General features: G+C 60.4%; 16 protein-coding genes and 3 pseudogenes. 12 read left to right on the forward strand and 7 right to left on the reverse strand.

Annotated features, from left to right (window positions below; translation table 11 throughout):
• Positions 1-109: 109 nt before the first annotated feature.
• Positions 110-694, reverse strand: a complete 585-nt coding sequence (locus C7I87_RS35605) for a CGNR zinc finger domain-containing protein (RefSeq protein WP_210250640.1) — start codon at positions 692-694, stop codon at positions 110-112.
• A 107-nt stretch (positions 695-801) separates the two neighbouring features.
• Between C7I87_RS35605 and C7I87_RS20970 the strand changes: the two genes are divergently transcribed.
• The gene (locus C7I87_RS20970; RefSeq protein WP_149906005.1) at positions 802-984 is read left to right on the forward strand and encodes a hypothetical protein; all 183 of its coding nucleotides are present in this window, start codon (positions 802-804) and stop codon (positions 982-984) included.
• Positions 985-2,316: 1,332 nt separating this feature from the next.
• Here the strand turns inward: C7I87_RS20970 and C7I87_RS20975 are convergent.
• The 4 genes from C7I87_RS20975 to C7I87_RS20990 form a co-directional block, all read right to left on the reverse strand.
• Positions 2,317-2,511 (reverse strand): hypothetical protein, encoded by a 195-nt coding sequence (locus C7I87_RS20975; RefSeq protein ID WP_149906006.1) that lies wholly within the window; start codon positions 2,509-2,511, stop codon positions 2,317-2,319.
• Between the two features lie 60 nt (positions 2,512-2,571).
• Positions 2,572-2,961: a hypothetical protein gene (locus tag C7I87_RS20980; protein ID WP_149906007.1), complete on the reverse strand. Its 390-nt coding sequence runs from the start codon at positions 2,959-2,961 to the stop codon at positions 2,572-2,574.
• A 14-nt stretch (positions 2,962-2,975) separates the two neighbouring features.
• Positions 2,976-3,476, reverse strand: a complete 501-nt coding sequence (locus C7I87_RS20985) for a hypothetical protein (RefSeq protein WP_149906008.1) — start codon at positions 3,474-3,476, stop codon at positions 2,976-2,978.
• 157 nt (positions 3,477-3,633) lie between these two features.
• Entirely contained in the window at positions 3,634-3,942 is a 309-nt protein-coding gene (locus C7I87_RS20990; RefSeq protein ID WP_149906009.1) for a hypothetical protein, read from the reverse strand.
• A 90-nt stretch (positions 3,943-4,032) separates the two neighbouring features.
• On the opposite strand from C7I87_RS20990, the gene C7I87_RS20995 reads away from it, so the two are divergent.
• The 9 genes from C7I87_RS20995 to C7I87_RS21025 all read left to right on the forward strand — a co-directional run bounded on the left by C7I87_RS20995 (position 4,033) and on the right by C7I87_RS21025 (position 13,051).
• On the forward strand, positions 4,033-4,254 hold the full coding sequence (locus C7I87_RS20995; protein ID WP_140813726.1) for a DUF768 domain-containing protein: 222 nt from the start codon (positions 4,033-4,035) through the stop codon (positions 4,252-4,254).
• A 169-nt stretch (positions 4,255-4,423) separates the two neighbouring features.
• Positions 4,424-4,723 carry a DUF1236 domain-containing protein gene (locus tag C7I87_RS21000; protein ID WP_246696334.1) on the forward strand — a complete coding sequence of 100 codons (300 nt, stop codon included), beginning with the start codon at positions 4,424-4,426 and terminating at the stop codon, positions 4,721-4,723.
• Positions 4,724-5,488: 765 nt separating this feature from the next.
• Positions 5,489-5,749, forward strand: coding sequence for a hypothetical protein (locus C7I87_RS21005; protein WP_149906010.1), 261 nt, complete (start codon positions 5,489-5,491; stop codon positions 5,747-5,749).
• 104 nt (positions 5,750-5,853) lie between these two features.
• Complete coding sequence (locus C7I87_RS36775; RefSeq protein ID WP_373424748.1) at positions 5,854-6,162, forward strand: DUF6932 family protein; 309 nt, start codon at positions 5,854-5,856, stop codon at positions 6,160-6,162.
• Positions 6,069-6,527 carry a DUF6932 family protein gene (locus C7I87_RS36780; protein WP_373424749.1) on the forward strand — a complete coding sequence of 153 codons (459 nt, stop codon included), beginning with the start codon at positions 6,069-6,071 and terminating at the stop codon, positions 6,525-6,527. The genes C7I87_RS36775 and C7I87_RS36780 overlap by 94 nt, the downstream gene beginning before the upstream one ends.
• A 104-nt stretch (positions 6,528-6,631) precedes the next feature.
• The gene (locus tag C7I87_RS21010; RefSeq protein WP_246696335.1) at positions 6,632-7,261 is read left to right on the forward strand and encodes a DUF6088 family protein; all 630 of its coding nucleotides are present in this window, start codon (positions 6,632-6,634) and stop codon (positions 7,259-7,261) included.
• A gap of 221 nt (positions 7,262-7,482) precedes the next feature.
• On the forward strand, positions 7,483-8,262 hold the full coding sequence (locus tag C7I87_RS21015) for a nucleotidyl transferase AbiEii/AbiGii toxin family protein (RefSeq protein WP_246696336.1): 780 nt from the start codon (positions 7,483-7,485) through the stop codon (positions 8,260-8,262).
• Positions 8,263-8,324: 62 nt separating this feature from the next.
• The gene (locus C7I87_RS21020; protein ID WP_149906011.1) at positions 8,325-9,584 is read left to right on the forward strand and encodes a metallophosphoesterase family protein; all 1,260 of its coding nucleotides are present in this window, start codon (positions 8,325-8,327) and stop codon (positions 9,582-9,584) included.
• Positions 9,581-13,051, forward strand: coding sequence for an ATP-binding protein (locus C7I87_RS21025; RefSeq protein ID WP_149906012.1), 3,471 nt, complete (start codon positions 9,581-9,583; stop codon positions 13,049-13,051). The genes C7I87_RS21020 and C7I87_RS21025 overlap by 4 nt, the downstream gene beginning before the upstream one ends.
• A gap of 225 nt (positions 13,052-13,276) precedes the next feature.
• On the opposite strand, the pseudogene C7I87_RS21030 reads toward C7I87_RS21025, so the two are convergent.
• Positions 13,277-13,966: pseudogene (locus tag C7I87_RS21030) on the reverse strand (IS3 family transposase); the annotation flags it as partial.
• Between the two features lie 145 nt (positions 13,967-14,111).
• Here C7I87_RS21030 and C7I87_RS21035 point away from each other — a divergent pair.
• Positions 14,112-14,330 (forward strand): annotated as a pseudogene (locus tag C7I87_RS21035) (transposase); the annotation flags it as partial.
• Between the two features lie 10 nt (positions 14,331-14,340).
• Here the strand turns inward: C7I87_RS21035 and C7I87_RS35295 are convergent.
• Entirely contained in the window at positions 14,341-14,538 is a 198-nt protein-coding gene (locus tag C7I87_RS35295; RefSeq protein ID WP_188393922.1) for a hypothetical protein, read from the reverse strand.
• 92 nt (positions 14,539-14,630) lie between these two features.
• Here C7I87_RS35295 and C7I87_RS21045 point away from each other — a divergent pair.
• Positions 14,631-15,185 (forward strand): annotated as a pseudogene (locus C7I87_RS21045) (transposase); the annotation flags it as partial.
• Positions 15,186-15,499: the final 314 nt, after the last annotated feature.

A 15,499-nucleotide genomic window follows, 5' to 3' on the forward strand; every position in this document is an offset into this window, starting at 1 on the left:
TCTGTACCCTCGACGCAAACCATACAGTGCCCGTGGATGCCCGATGAGCTTGAAGCAGGTCTTGGCGACGCCTGCCGGCCGTCGCCGGCTACTTTTCCGCTTCGTCAGGCTACTTCCGATGTGCCTGGCGATAGCGCGCCGCCTTGGCGCGGTTGCCGCAACTGTCCATCGAGCACCAGCGTCTCGGTTTTGAGCGGCTATCGTTGACGAAGAAGCCGCCGCATTTGTCAGCCTCACATTGCCGGATATCGTTTCCTGACGGGAACAGCACGAGCATGGCAGCGGCTGTGGCCGACCGGCGCAGTGGCAGGTAAATCGCCTGGTTTGTCGACGCGGATGTGAGGTTCAGGATTTCGCCAAGGCCGGCCGATCCGCCCGCTTGCGCTATCGCTTTATGAATGTCGCGCAAGGCGGTGCGTTTCGGGACGAGACCACCGTTAAGGTTTTGCGCGGTCGCATTCAGCCACGATTTGAGCGACGCGCGTAGCTTTAGCACCTTGAGATGCACATCGCGGGCGACGTGTTGGTGATTCAGCGCGAGACGCTTGAGGACCCGCCCTTCATTTTCCGACAGCAACAGGGCCGGAACGCAAAAGACCAGCAGGTCCTGGTAGCTTGGAATGAAATCGATCTCGGCCCCATCTCGCCAGTGCAATGTGTTGGCAAGATCAAGTGCGGGCGCACCTCCCAGCATGCGCATGTGTCCATGCGGCGAGAGCTACGTCCGGACAAATTCGATTGATTCCATCACCGTCACTTTGTAACCTCATAAACAGTTACTCAATAGGGCAGGGCGGGTCGATGAAGAAGGCTCTGTTGACGTTCCTGTCCTGGTTTGCGTTTGCAGTCGCGGGGCACGCAGACGACGATATACTTTATCGCTCAAAGGTGATCGTCACCGGAGATCGCGAGGAAACGCGCGTCCCCGCCATCCCGCAGGGTTTCGAACTGCCGGCTTCGACCCCGTCAAGTTCGACAGGTTGAGCTCCGGCAAACTGTCGCTGTGCTGCAGGAGCGTCTGCGCGGCCAATGTGCCGGCCGCAGTGACCGTGACAACGATCAGGCGCAGCGGGACTTTCGCCCATCTGCGTGCGCGCGAGCGCCTGGCGCCAGTTCGCCTTCGCCACTGATCAGACCGGTTGTCGTACCGATTTTTGTCCACGGCCCCATGCTCCCCAGGGGCAGAGTGCGTCGATCGCGACGAATAGTCCAGAAGCGCGCATTCGGAGCGGAACATCAGAGCCTTCTAACGGTTCCATCTTGGTCGATTTCCAAGGTAGAGGGGGGGCCGCCATGTCAGCGTTTGAATTCGTCTATTTTTCAGGTTTGACGGCGAGTGATCTCTTAGGCGGCGTCGCCTCGTTGGTGGCGTGTTGTGTGCTCTACAACGTTATCGCAGAGGATCGTCCGCACCGGTAGGCGCCCGCTGGCCTCGGTCGGCAGCACGCCTCAGAACGGCCGAAGGTAGCCCCCATGGAACATTGTTGCGTCGAAAAACTTAGGCGGTTGCACTGTCGTACTCCCATTACAGTGCGTTCCCACGACTGTTGACTGGCCCGCTGCCATGCCCCCTCCGGCAGCGGGCCTTTTTATCGTTCGGTCGGGAACAGCCCCATCAGTCGCAAGTTCCGGCATAGGCGGTGGCGCGTCCGGGTGGGGCGCGGGCCTCAATGGAACATACGTCAGAGACAAAGGTTCGGGAGCCAGCCGCCTACTCCGGGCGGCCCTCCACCTCCGTCAGCTGCCCGCTTGCTCCGGCCGGCGGGCTTTTTGTGCGCTATGTGGGAACTTGGTATTTCGCGGCAGGTTCGAAAGGTAGCAGCCTCCCGTGCTGCTGGTCAGAGTCCCTCCTGGCCGGGCCCGCTTCCCCTTCCTGTACTGCCAGGAGGCGGGCCCACGGGGTTCGCCGGCCCGGGAACATTCCCGGGCTAACGACTGTTGGACGAACTTAACAACGAAAGGTCGTCTCATGTTTTCCCTGTTACGCGCGCTTCATGTCCATGCCGCGAAACGCGGCGACGGGTTATTGCCGAAGCTGTTGACCATGCCGCAGTGGCCCCACGAAAACGCCATGAATGAGAATTCCGCCGCACCTGTGGAGCCGCCGCCCGTGCAGCCGCTTGCGGGGTCGTCCTGATGGCATTGGCAGGCCGGCTGGTCTAGCGATGGCATTGGCAGGCTGGCTGGTCTAGCGATGGCGCGGCGCCTAGATCATTATGGCCTGGCCAATTCTGGCCAACCACCATACCGCCAATCCAATCATCGTAATGATGAGGGCATATTCCAACAGGCGGCGTGGGGACATGGGCGACCGTTTCAGGAGCGTCTGACGATTTCGGGCTTCAGTTGCTCGTGCCGCGGCTGCTCGTGCCACATCACCTGACGCAGATCGCGCATGTCGACCGGCTGTCCGCAGGTCTTGCACTTATAGAAATGGTCTTTCTCGTCGGCGGGCTCGCCGTCGTGCCGCTTGCCGGGAATCGGGGGGCCAAGGTCTGAAAGCTTCGTCATGGGGCCAGCAACATCCCGCCATGGCAAAAGTTCCCGGGATGCTGTCTCTCTTGGCCCCGGCTAGTAGTCCGTTTCGTGGCCGGTACGGCCGCCTGGCTTCGCCTCGGCAGCTCGGCCGCCGCAAAGCCTGCCCGCGCTGTCGGTTTGTGTTCGAAGGTCGCAGGGATGTTGGTCGTTGGCGCCTACACTCACCACGATGCCGGGCGGTTGGGCAGGCGCCAGGGTTGTTCCCCGATATTGTTGAACGACACCTGCTATTCGCTGGCCGTCGCTCTCAATGTGGGTGTTTTTGCTATTCGGATTGAAAGGATCAACGGTCTGCAAGAGGCCGTTCGCGCGATTCGCATCGCCGGCTGCCAGGGTCACCGAGTCATAGTGGTTCAGATAGTCCGCGGCGCAGCCGCTCATAGCAAGAGCGATGCCGACGCACATTGGAACGAGCCGCTCCATGTCGAATCGACCCTTTAAACTGGCGACGGGTTGATGCCGGCCGCGTGCAGTTTCGCGCCGAGTTTCGCGCGAGTGGCACACGCAGCTTTGTCCCTGGCGACGCACTTGTTGTTGGCGTCCGACCAATCCAGCAGAGCGGTGTTGATCCAGCTGCCGGGCGCGCGGGCAATCCCATAGGGGGTTGGTGGCGCGCCACTCGCGACGGCAGCCACGGCGGCGGCACCCTGACCGTGAGGCGCACGTTTCCATCCGCTCAGGATGAGGCAGTTCTTCATGTACTGATCTTCGGCAGCCAAGTTGCCGAGAGCGTTGCCAATTCCCGCACCCGCGACAAAGCCGGGCGATCCGATGGCAATATAGCCTTGGTCAGCCGAACCTTTTTGCAGTTCGCATTGAGCATGCGCGACATCGAAACTTGGGCCGTAGCCGATCTGCATATAGTCGGCTTGATTGCTCGTCTGGCAGCCGCACAACGCTGCAATGGCACCCAGTGCCATCAACCTATCGATTTTCATCCCCTAGCCCCTCCCAAGGCCGAGAGGCAGCATCTATCAACGCGGACGCCTCTGCAAGAGACCGCTAATATTCTGGGTAAATTTCGAATTTGGAAGTCTGGCGAAGCGAAGACTTGGCCGAGAGCGCCAGATATACAGGAGTATACAGCGGGCGGTCTCATGTCGGCTTGTCGACCAGCGGCTTCTTTCTCGTCGGCGGCTTGTACGCGTTCACCAGCCCGGCCACGGCAGCATCGACCGTAACGGGAACTCCCAGGTTCACCGTCACGCGCTTTCCGTCGAGTAGGTGCGTGACATTGCCGATCAGCTCGATGTGCTGCCCCTTCTGAAGGTTCGACGTCATGTCAATGATCGAATGCGGCTGGCCATAGGACGGGATGGAAACGCTCACCCGGTCCTCGGTGACGCGCCTGCGCACGGTAGCGGTGATTGCGACCTCATCGCCGATGTTGATGCCTCTCGCCATGACCATGACTCTGGGGCGGGCAACAGCTTCGTCAAGCGGATGCTAATATACTGGCCCGGAACCGAAATCTCGTATCGAGCTTATGACTCCATGAGCGCGCGTGGCATCGATTTCCTGCATGAATGGATCGCAAACAACATCCCCGAGACGGCGAAACCAGACGTCATCTGCGTGGATGAACTTACCGATAAGCTAATTGCGGATGCAAAGGCGATCGGCATCAAGCGGGTCGAGCTCGACGAGGAAGTGGACAGCCTCTACCGCACCATCATCGAAGCGATAGTGCATCACGAACATGGTCGGCCTGAATGACGGCGGCTCGCCCCCGACTGTTGCTATGTCGGGTGGGGCGGAGGAATTAGGTACCACTCACGGAACAACAGCCGGCCGGGGGCGTTACCGGAGCTCTAATGTTCGATTTGTATTTGTTTCCGCCCTGCCAAGGCAGGGCGGAGTTCTTCATCAACAACAGGAGAGTATATTGAAAACTACCCTCATTCCCGCCGTCGCCGGCCTGGCCCTTTTGGCTGGTCTAGGCTTTGCCCTCGCCGACGAGATCATCGTCACCCCGGAACAGCAGACCGTGGTCAAGGAATATGTCCACAAGCACAAGATCGCTTCCGTCAACGTGCTGGGACTCGAGCTCGGCATTGGCTCGGCGGTGCCGGACACGGTGGAATTGCAGACGGTGCCTGACGTCAAGTATCGCTATGCTGTCATCAATGATCACACCGTGCTGATCGACCCGAGCAGCCGCAAGGTGATCCAGGTAATCGAGTGACCTGATGTTCAAGCCTTAACCGAAGCTTTCCGCCATTTTTCGGTGCCGGAAAGCTTCGGCTTTGGGAGGCTCTCGGACGGTTCGGAAATTTCCATTAAAATTTCAGAGAGGCGAGGTCCCACTGTGTTCAATCGTAACGAATTGCTGATGATCGAAGGCGTGGTTGCCGCAATCCTGCCTGTCGCCCTTGGTCTGCTGCTCTTGACGTGGGCTTTGTGAACATGAATCCAGAGCCCGCACTTATCGGCGCTCCTCTAATTGCTCTTGCCCTTCGGGACAATCGAGAGCTTCGGCGTGATTACGCAGTCGGCGACATATCCTGTAATAGATTGGCGAGCTTTGAAGGTCGCGGGCTGCGTGCGTGAACAGCAGGACGACAAACAGAACCACCACTGCGGATGCAAACCCGGTAACGAGAGCCATCCGCGCAAACGTCGTTGACGTCGGGATGTTCCTTACGAAATTAGGGCTCCGAAGCCGGCCGACTGGAAACCGCTGCCTGAGGTCTACCGGCTCGAGCGCGAGCGCGTGAAGCAAGAGGCCCTGGAGAGATATCGGGCGGCGGCGACGGAGCGATGCCTTGCGGCCACAGCCGGCCGCCAGGACGCGACCGGCGCTTCGGCGGTGTAGAACAGCGGCGGCGGAGAAGCGCGCGCTGGCGGCCGTATCGCATGGTCAATTGACGATAGGACTTGCCAACCATGTCGAGACGAGGAATATAATCCTCCCTGTTGCGGCGACCCTTCAACGAAATGGAGATCGCCAATGGCCAGGTCCAAACCATCAAAGCAGCTCTCGCTGGAAGAGATCGAACGCTTCCTGACTGCCGCGGAGGCTTTGCACAAGAGCATCATCAAGCCGTTTATATCGCCCCATTGCGACCACTACCGCTCAACGAGGATCTTGCACGAGGTGCTGTTGAAAACCGTGCGGGAAGTGACCGGCAAGGAAGTCGAGTTCATCCAATGGAACACGACGGGACCGGTGCGCGCGCCGGTGGCTGGGTTCGACAGCGGCGGTACATAACGCGCGCTGGTGGACTCCCCTCAAAACCCAGCGGAGGCTGAATAAGCCAGGGCCATCGACATCCGACATCTCTGCCGGCTAGAAGTGTCCAGCGGAGGGATCGCGTGCCGATACCTTCATTTACAATCGACGGGGTGTTGCCACCCTACGTCGGTCCGCATGGACCAGGAGGGGCGCCCGAAGACCTCAGCCCCTACGAGGTTTCATCTGTCGAGGTGGTCACCACATTTGGGATCACCGACAATCGGCGAGATATCCTGAGGAAGTGGCTAGCTCACCGAGCACAACTTCGAGCCGCAGGAATCGTTCAGGGTTTCCAGTGGCTGGACGTAGCCTCCTGGAGGCGAAAGAGCCCAACGATCTTGACACCGTGTCGTTCATTTACCGTCCTTTGCATGCCCTCCAGTTGGTAGATTGGGCTGCATTCCTGGCCGCTCATCAGCACCTCGTTCACCGCGGCCAGGTGAAGATGAATTTCCGGTTAGATGTCCTATTTGTTGAACTAAACGGACATCCTGAGACGATTGTCGAAGCGACCCGGTACTACATGGGTTTGTTTTCTCATCGGAGAGGGGACGACATATGGAAGGGCATGTTAAAGGCTAGGTTGGAAAATGCGGCGGACGACACAGACGCAGTTGCGATTCTGGGGCCAGCAGCCCCGGCGAGGACCGTAGTCCATGAGCGCAATGAGAAAGTTGGAGCGAGATCATGTAAGGGCCGATCGAGCGGCCGTGGCGGCCTTGTTAGATCGCATTACGGAAGCCGATGCACCTGACCGTGACGTAATACCGCTTGACCGACGCCCTCATCATCGCACCGCCATCCGTTCAGAATGCAAGCACCTTGAATGTCAGAAAAAGATAGGCTATTTTCTGACACATGAAAACGGTCATAAGATCAGTGCCCGATCGGATCATGCGCCGCGCCCGCGCCGGCGGACGTGGCTGTGTTTTCACGCCCAGCGACTTCCTCGATGTAGCGGGGCGCGCTGCTGTCGATCAGGCCCTCTCCCGCTTGGTCAAGAGTGGAAAACTGCGCCGCCTGGCGCGTGGCCTCTATGACTATCCGAAGGTGCATCCGAAGCTGGGTCAGCTTTCACCGGCTCCCGACGACGTCGCGCGTGCACTCGCGCGGGAGACTGGTTCAAAAGCGCAGATCGCCGGCGCGCACGCAGCCAATGCGCTCGGCCTCTCGACGCAGGTTCCCGCAAAGAGCCTTTATCTGACGGACGGGCCCTCTCGCCGTGTCGTGCTGGGCAAACGCGTGGTCGATCTGCGTCACGCTTCGCCCAAGCATCTGATCGCACCGGGCAGCCCTGCCGGGACGGTTGTCCAAGCTCTTCGCCATGTCGGGCCGGTGCGGGCCCTCGACGTGGCCCAGCTCGCAGCGCGTCGGCTGTCGGCGGGTGACAAGAGACTGCTCGCGTCCAACGCGGTTCAGGCTCCCGCCTGGATGCGTCCGACGCTGATCTCGATCGGCAACACTGCGTCGAACGCCGCAAATGGATAAGGTAGCTCTTCTTCCGGCAAGTGATCGGGCAGCGCTCTTTGGCGAAACCGGCGCCGGGCGCGGCGTTGCCAGCACGATCATCGAGACGGACTTCTGGGTCTGCTGGACCTTGAAACGATTGTTCGATCTTCCGGAGGAAGCCGCAGCCGGCCTGGTCTTCAAAGGCGGAACGTCCCTGTCCAAGGCTCGGCATTATCCGTCGTTTCTCAGAGGACATCGATTTGTCCTTCGACCGGGCTGACCTCGGCTACACAGGTGATCGCGATCCAGAAAAGGAGGGCATCAGCCGAAAAAAGTCAGGTCAACTCATCGACGACCTGGTGGGAGATGTCGAGGAGCATATCGCCGACTGGCTGCTTCCCGCCCTTCGCGCCGCGATCCTCCAAGAGCTCGGCGAACCGCAGCACGACGAGTGGTCGCTAATGATCGATGAAGCCGAGGCGCAGACACTGAACTTCCACTACCCGGTCGTGCTTCCGACGGCCCAGTATCAAGGCGTGGCCTACATCACGCCACGGGTTAAGCTTGAGCTCGGCGCCCGCGGCGATCCTTGGCCCGCTGAGAAGACGATCATTCGCCCCTACGCGGCCGAGGATTTTCCCGATTTCTTCGTAGACCCTGATACGACCGTCACGGTCCTGTCTGCACGGCGCACCTTCTGGGAAAAAGCCACCGCCTTGCACACCGAAGCCCATCGTCCGGCAGAGGCAGCGACCCCGCAATATTTCTCGCGCCACTACTACGACCTCGCAATGATACTCGCCTCCGACGAGGGTAGCGCCGCCGCCGCTGATCTCGGGCTGCTGGCAACCGTGGCAAAGCACAAGGCGACGTTCTTTCGCTCGGGCTGGGCCAACTACGATACGGCGCGCCCAGGCACCTTGCGGCTGGTAGCCGCACGACTTGCCGAGAATCGTGGGCCATCGTACCTAGCTCGCCTCCCGTTGCCCAACGCCGTCGAACTTTGCTACCGAGGCTTTGACCTCATCGCTGCCATATGATTTGGCCGACTTGGACTTCGACAGAATTGGCCTGAGCTTCTGTTCGGGCCTGGAGAGCGCGGATGGCATTTCGATTTGTTCATACGGCCGACATCCATCTCGATTCGCCGTTGCGCTCGCTAGCGCTGCGCAATCCCGAGGTCGCCGAACTTGTCGGAGATGCCAGCCGCCAGGCTTTCACCGCGATAGTGGATCTTTGTCTCGCGGAGTGTGTCGACGCTCTGGTCATCGCCGGCGATCTTTACGATGGCGACCAGACTTCGATGAAGACGGCACGCTTTCTGGGATCCCAGATGACGCGTCTCCATCAAGCTGGCATCAGGGTCTACATGATCCGCGGCAACCACGACGCCATGTCGCGGATTACGAAGCAACTCGTGCTGCCGGACACTGTGACGACTTTTGGCGGCCGCTCCCAACTCGTGATCCAGTCTGGCGCGGGGGTGGATGTCGCTTTTCACGGGCTGAGCTTCGCCAGCCCGAAGGCACCTGAAAGCCTGCTACCCAAATATGCTGGCCCGCAAGACGGAGCGGCGAATATCGGCCTCATGCACACCAGCCTGGCCGGCTCGCCAGGCCACGACGTCTATGCACCCTGCAGTGTCGCCGACCTGCACGGCCACGGTTTTGATTACTGGGCGCTTGGCCACATTCACGTTCGCCAAGTGTATTCCGGCGCGAGCACGCTCGTCATGCCGGGAATCCCCCAGGGGAGGGATATTAACGAGGCCGGCGAGAAGTCGGTCACGCTGGTGACCATTCGTGATGATCGCTCTGTCGAGATCGAGGAGAGGCTCACCAGCGTGGCGCAGTTCGCGCGGGTGAGTGTCGATCTGACTGGGGGGTTGGAATGGAGCGAGGCCGTCGCCCGCATCCGAGCAGGGCTCGAGCAATCCCGGGAGGCTACCAGATCCCGCTACCTTGTTGCCCGCCTTGGCCTGATCGGCACTTCTGCGCTTTCATGGGCTCTGATCCGCGACCGGGACTTGGTTGTCGCAGAAGCCGAACAAGCCGCGGAGCAGGTGGGCGATACCTGGGTTGAGAAGGTGGAACTCGCCCTTTCCAATCCTGAGGATGGGAATTTGGAAAGCGTTGCCGATCCCACCCTAGAGCTCGCGCAGTCGATGCGCGCCAATGCGGCGTCAGAGGCATTTCGGTCCGACGCGCGAGAATTCGTGCTGAAGACGATCACGGACTTGCCCCCCGATGCGCGCGGCTTCGCCGGCAAGGACGAAGCGGGGCTCGAACAGTTTCTCGATGACGTGCTTGCACGCGGTATCAACCTGGTCGCAGCCAGTCTCAAGACGGGTGGAACGCGATGAGATTGCGGCGCCTCGATCTTACGCGCTACGGCAAGTTCACCGACAAAGCGATCGACTTCGGAGAGAAGCCGTTATCTGGCCCTGATCTGCATATCGTGTTCGGGTTGAACGAGGCCGGCAAATCGACGGCGCTTTCCGCGTATCTTGATCTGCTCTTCGGCATTGAAGAACGTAGCCGCTACAATTTCCTGCACGAATACAGCTCCATGCGCATCGGCGGACTGCTTGAGTTCGAGGGGCGGGCGCTTGTCGTTTCCCGCACCAAAAGCCGCAGCAACTCGCTGCACGACGTCGGAGGCCAGCCCCTCAGCGAGATTGCGATTTCGGCTAACCTCGCGGGATTGTCCCGCGAAGCCTACAGCAGCATGTTCTCGCTGGATGACGAGACGCTGGAAGCAGGCGGCAAGGCGATTCTTGAATCGCGTGGTGATCTCGGCAAGCTCCTCTTTACCGCCAGCGCCGGGCTTGGTCATGCCAGCGATGTCTTGACCGCGCTGGAGACGGAGGCAGATGGGCTTCACCGAAAACAGGCCCAAACCACTGAAATCGCGCTGCTGAAGAAGCGGTTCGCCGAACTCAAGTCACACAAGGAGACGATCGACACCCTTGCCTCGACATTCGAGGCGCTCGAGGCGGAACGGGGGGAAGCCCAGGACAAGTATGATCGCAGCCTCGCTGAACGCTCAGTGTTGTCGGCGCGTCGGGCTACAATCGACCGATATGTGCGCGCCGCTCCGCTCCTGGTAGAAATCATACGCAAGGCGAGCAGACTAGCTGAGCTGCCTGACATCCCGTCTCCTCCCAGGACCTGGAGCGGCACCGTCGCCGAATTGATCGATCACGATGCCCGCTTGAGAACCAGCCTCCAAGCCAATGCCGATGAGATGGATCGGGCGAGGGCAAAGATCGAAGCAATCGCTGTCGACGAGGCTGTCCTGGCGATCTCCGAACAGGTGCGCGGACTTGCCGATCGCAAGGCGCGCTTCGTGTCCGCGGGCATGGATCTGCCGACCCGCAAAATGGAAGTCCAGATGCTTGACCAGGTGGTGGCGAACTGTCTCGCCGCGCTTGGCAGGTCGGCCGAACAGGACCCGTCCCGGCTCATTCTGCCGGCGGTTGTGATCGGCACACTACGCAACATGGTAGAGCAGCGCTCCGGCATCACAACGAGCCTGCGGATGGCCCGTGAGGAAGCCGCTGCCGCCCTCGACGGGCTCAACGCTGCACGAGGTCGCGTTGGCGAGGAGAGGGCGGTGCCCGAGCCCGCAAGGGCCAGGCTGATGGCAGCCGTGTCCGAGGCGAAGGCCAGCAGTCACACACGGGAGATAAGAGAGGCGCGCGCCTTGGAGGACGAGCGGCAAGCAAGGCTGGCGGATGCGATGCGGCGCCTCCAGCCATGGTCGGGAGATGCGGACGCACTTTCGAAGATATCGGTTCCGCCACCGACGCAGATGGCTGCGTGGAAAACACTGGCCTCGGACCTTCAAAGGGACAAGGCAGTCTTCGCCGAGCGCTTGGCTGAACATGAACAAAGCCGGGTATCTGCTTCGTCACGCCTGGCTGCTGTCAGCGCCTCGGTCGATCTCGCCGACGATGACAGAGCGGCAGTCATGCGACGTGAAAGAGATAAGGCGTGGCGAACTCACCGGGCGGACCTCAAGGCTGAAACCGCAGACGTGTTTGCCGCCGCATTGGCCAAGGACGATGATGTCGGCGCGGGTCGGTTGGCCCATGCGGGCGAGCTGGCGGATCTGCGCGCAATCAAGCAAAAGGCGGCCGAGACCGAAGCCGCCATAGAGCGCGTACGCTGCCAACTCGCCGAGGTGGAAAAGCGCGCGGAAATGGCGTCAGCTGAAATCAAGCAAATTGCAAGCGCGTTGGTTGAGGATTGCCAGGAGCAGTCGCTCGACCTCTTGATCGGACTCCTGGAGGAGCGCCTTTCAGCGCGTGCTGACGCGCTTGGCGCTTGGGGTGACATCCTGCTCGCACGCGCAAAGGTCGAACGCGCAACAGCCGAAGGAGAGCGGGTCCAACTCGCATTGACCTCGGCGCTTCAAAGCGTAGGAATTCAGCCCGAAGTCGGTGAGGCCCTGGAGGCAATGGTGGTCGCCGCCGACCGCTTTCTGGATAGGCAGGCGAAGGTCGACGCGGAACGCGCGGAAGCGCTGAGGAGCGTCGTCGCGAAAGAAGAGGAGCTGGCCGCCAGGCGGCTCGCTGTTGAAATTGCCGAGCGACGAGAGGGTGCATGGCAGGCCGAGGTCAAGGAAACGCTAAAGGGCACCTGGCTCGAAGAAGGCATTGCCGGGGCTGGGCTTGGCAGCGTGCTCGATCAGTTGTCGGAGCTGTCCAAGGCACTGCAAGATCGTGAGGGCATGCGTATCCGCATCCGCAAGATGGAGGCGGATAGGACTGCATTTGTTGAAGAGGTGGCCCGCCTTGGTGCGCAGGCCGGCGAGCGTGCAAGCGAAGACGCGCCAGAACAGGTGAGCGTCAGGCTGACAGAACGTCTGGAGCAAGCCGAGCGTGCCCGTGAGGCGAGGGCAAATCTCCTCCTTGACGTTCAAAAGTTGGAGGACGTTCGAGAGGCACTGAATGCTGAGGCCGCGGCACACGAGACCACAAAACAGGAAGTGCTCGATGCTTTTGGGGTGAAAACTCTGCCGGAGGTCGTGGAGCGCGATGAACAGCTTCGCGAGCGAGACGGCCTGCAGAGTGCCGTGGCCGAGCTTCAAGAACGATTGACGAGCGAGCTCGCCCTCGGCGACTTCATCCAGGCGCAGTCGTTGCTGGAGGGCCTCGATCTCGATGGGCTCGCAATTGAAGAGGCCGACGTCGAGCGGCGCCTCGCCGACCTCGATGACTCACTGCAACAGCAGCTCGTCCGGAGGACCCGGGCGACCGACAAGCTCGATGCGATCGGCGGCGACAGCGCAGTGGCGCGAATCGATACCGATCGTCGCACCGTCCTTCTCGAAATCGAGGAAAAGGCCGTCCGCTACATCGAATTGAAGGTTGGGGTGATGTCGGCGTCGAGCGCGCTTCGCGTCTATCGCGAACGTCACCGCTCCGGAATGATGAGCGAGGCCTCCGACGCCTTCGCACTGATCACGCGGGGCCAGTACACAGGCTTGACCACCCAGCCGGTAAGGGGCGGCGAGGTCCTCATCGCGACACAGCGGGATGGCCAATCGAAGGTCGCGGACGCTCTTTCGAAAGGCGCGCGCTTCCAACTCTACCTGGCTCTACGCCTCGCCGGATATCACGAGTTTGCCAAGCTCAGGCCGGCTGTTCCGTTCATCGCCGACGACATCATGGAGACCTTCGACCATCTCCGGTCGGAGGAAGTTTTCCGGTTGTTCGGCGAGATGGCTAGTGTGGGCCAGGTGATTTACCTCACGCATCATCAACACCTGTGTGAGATTGCGAAGTCGGTTGTCCCGAACGTGGCCATCCACGAGCTCGGGTAATTCAAACGGCATTGTTGCTGGCGCGTTATCGAGATAACTGGCATCGCCAATGACCGCTTCGCGTCTGATGTCGGTCATTGGGCGTTTGTGCTGGCGGAAATCGATAGCAAACATGCTGCAGTTGACCTGAGACCCTTGTTCCCTCCATTTCAATGGAGAGTCCGGCGCTTCATTGATCCGATACCATACTTTGGACCGCCGGAAGATGGAGTTTTCCGGCTGTTTTCACGATGGCGGGCTGGCGGAGCCATCGAGATTGATCAACGAGATCGGAACCTTGTGCCCGATTGCGCCATGTGGACGCACCTCGTTGTAGTATCTGCGCCAATCCTCCAACTTTTCGGCCGCGTCGGCAAGCGTCAGGAACCAATGGGCGTTCAAACATTCCGCCCTGAAGCGGCCTTTGAAGGCTTCGATGTAAGCGTTGTCCGTTGGCTTTCCCGGTCGCGAGAAGTCGAGCGTGACGCCCCTGGTGGAGGCCCACAGATCGAGGTCGCGGGAGACGAACTCCGAGCCTTGATCTACCCGGATAGTCTTCGGATAGCCGATCTTGAGGCAAACCTTTTCCAGTGTCCTGACCACATCCTCGGCTCGGTAACTGAAGCGCGGGTCGAGCACCGGCATGTAGCGTGAGAACGTATCGACGACCGTCAGGACCCGGATCTTCTTGCCCGTCGCGAGCTGGTCGTGAACGAAGTCCATTGCCCACACGTCGTTGGGTTCGACGGCTGGCTGGCGATCGTCTCGCAGCTTCGCCTTCACCCGGCGCTTCGGCGTCTTGTTCCTCTGTTGAAGGCCCAAGTCCCTGTAAATGCGATAGGTTCGCTTCATGTTGATGTCCCAGCCCTCCCGCGTGAGCATCACGTGCACGCGCCGGTAGCCATAGCGAACCCGGTTCGCACAGATCTCCGCCACAGGAATGCCATCCGCTCCCTGCTTTAGAATAAACGCCTTCTGCGCGTCCGAAAACTTCGATGCTTTCATCGCTTCCGCTCCTCTCCCAGCCGGGAAACTACAGCGGAAAACTCCAATTCTGAACGGTCCAGTTATTGGGGATCAGATCAGCCGCTTGATGACGTTGCCCGGCCTCGACGTCACGGTGGCTGCGAGCGTTGCCGCGGCAATCGGAGACATACGGCGCTTCAGCGATCCACAGAAGCTCGTCGCCTATCTTGGCCTCAATCCGAGCGTGCGGCAGTCTGGTGCCTATGCAGCAGCAACTTCCCGATGGCGGACGCGACCGAACAGGAAAAACGCTGTGGAAAAAGCCGCCGAATGAGAAGAAGGGGCTATTCTACAACATCCGTCTGCATCGGCTTTCCGGGTGCGATGTAGTGCCATTCGACGCCGCTCTCCTGGCACCATTTGAGGATCGCCATCGACGTCAGCTCGGTGCCGTAGCACCTGCGGAATGAAGGAGCGGCGGCGGCCGAGACCGCGGTGCGCGCAGCTTTTCGCTGCAGGCGCGCACCGCTGGAGGCGGCCATGGCCAGTCAGAGTTTCTCTAGAATGTGAATGTTCACAACCCATTCCGGAGAGACCGACCATGACCACTTAAGATTCTACACCCGCCGGCGCGGTGCTGGTAGCGATCGATATCGCCAAGGTTCGCAATGAAGTTCTGATCGAAGACCCAAGCCACAAACGCCGACGCCGTCTGCAGGTCCTCAACAACCGTGCTGAGCACGACCATCTGGTCGAAGTCCTGCAGACGTACGGTCGCCCGGTGGTTTGTGGCTTCGAGGCAACGGGGAACTATCACCGGCCGATTGCATGGCGCCTGGCTGAGGCTGGTTTCGAGGTTCGACTGGTGTCGTCTCTGGCGCTAGCGCGGACGCGAGAAGCGTTGCACAATAGCTGGGACAAGAACGACCCCAAGGACGCGCAGGTGATCCTGCACATGCTTCGAATACAGGCGACGCAGCGCTACCACGATCCGCTGCGCGCCGGCATCAACGATGTACAGGAACTGTCGAAGACACATGAGGCGATCGCCAGGGCAAAGACCGAGATTCAGCACCGGATCCTGACGCACTACCTGCCGCTGTATTTTCCCGAGATCGATCGCTTCCGAGGAAACAGCCGCGGTGCTAGGTCGAACGCTCTTCGGTGCAATTCAGTTTCACCGGCTAGTGGCCTCGAGCCGGCTGCTCCGGGACGACAACGTTGCGCCAGGAGGCGCCTTTTTAGAGCATTCTGCAAATGTCGCGATTTGGGCCGGAGAACGAACCCGCTGCGCGGGAGGCGCGAGCGGTTGAGGTAGCGGTTATTGGCCGGGCATCGCGCTCGCAACGTCGATCGCCTTTCAACGGTTCGTATCCGGACACATGCAAGAAGGGCGAAAAGCGGACTTTTGTCGAGTTATTAGGGCACACTGAAGCAATCCAAGGGACCGCCCACCGCCGACCACAATGTCTGGATCTCTTAAGACGCTGACCCGCGAACTCG

The organism is Mesorhizobium sp. SARCC-RB16n (assembly GCF_008520305.1).
In the GTDB taxonomy this organism is placed as follows: domain Bacteria; phylum Pseudomonadota; class Alphaproteobacteria; order Rhizobiales; family Rhizobiaceae; genus Mesorhizobium.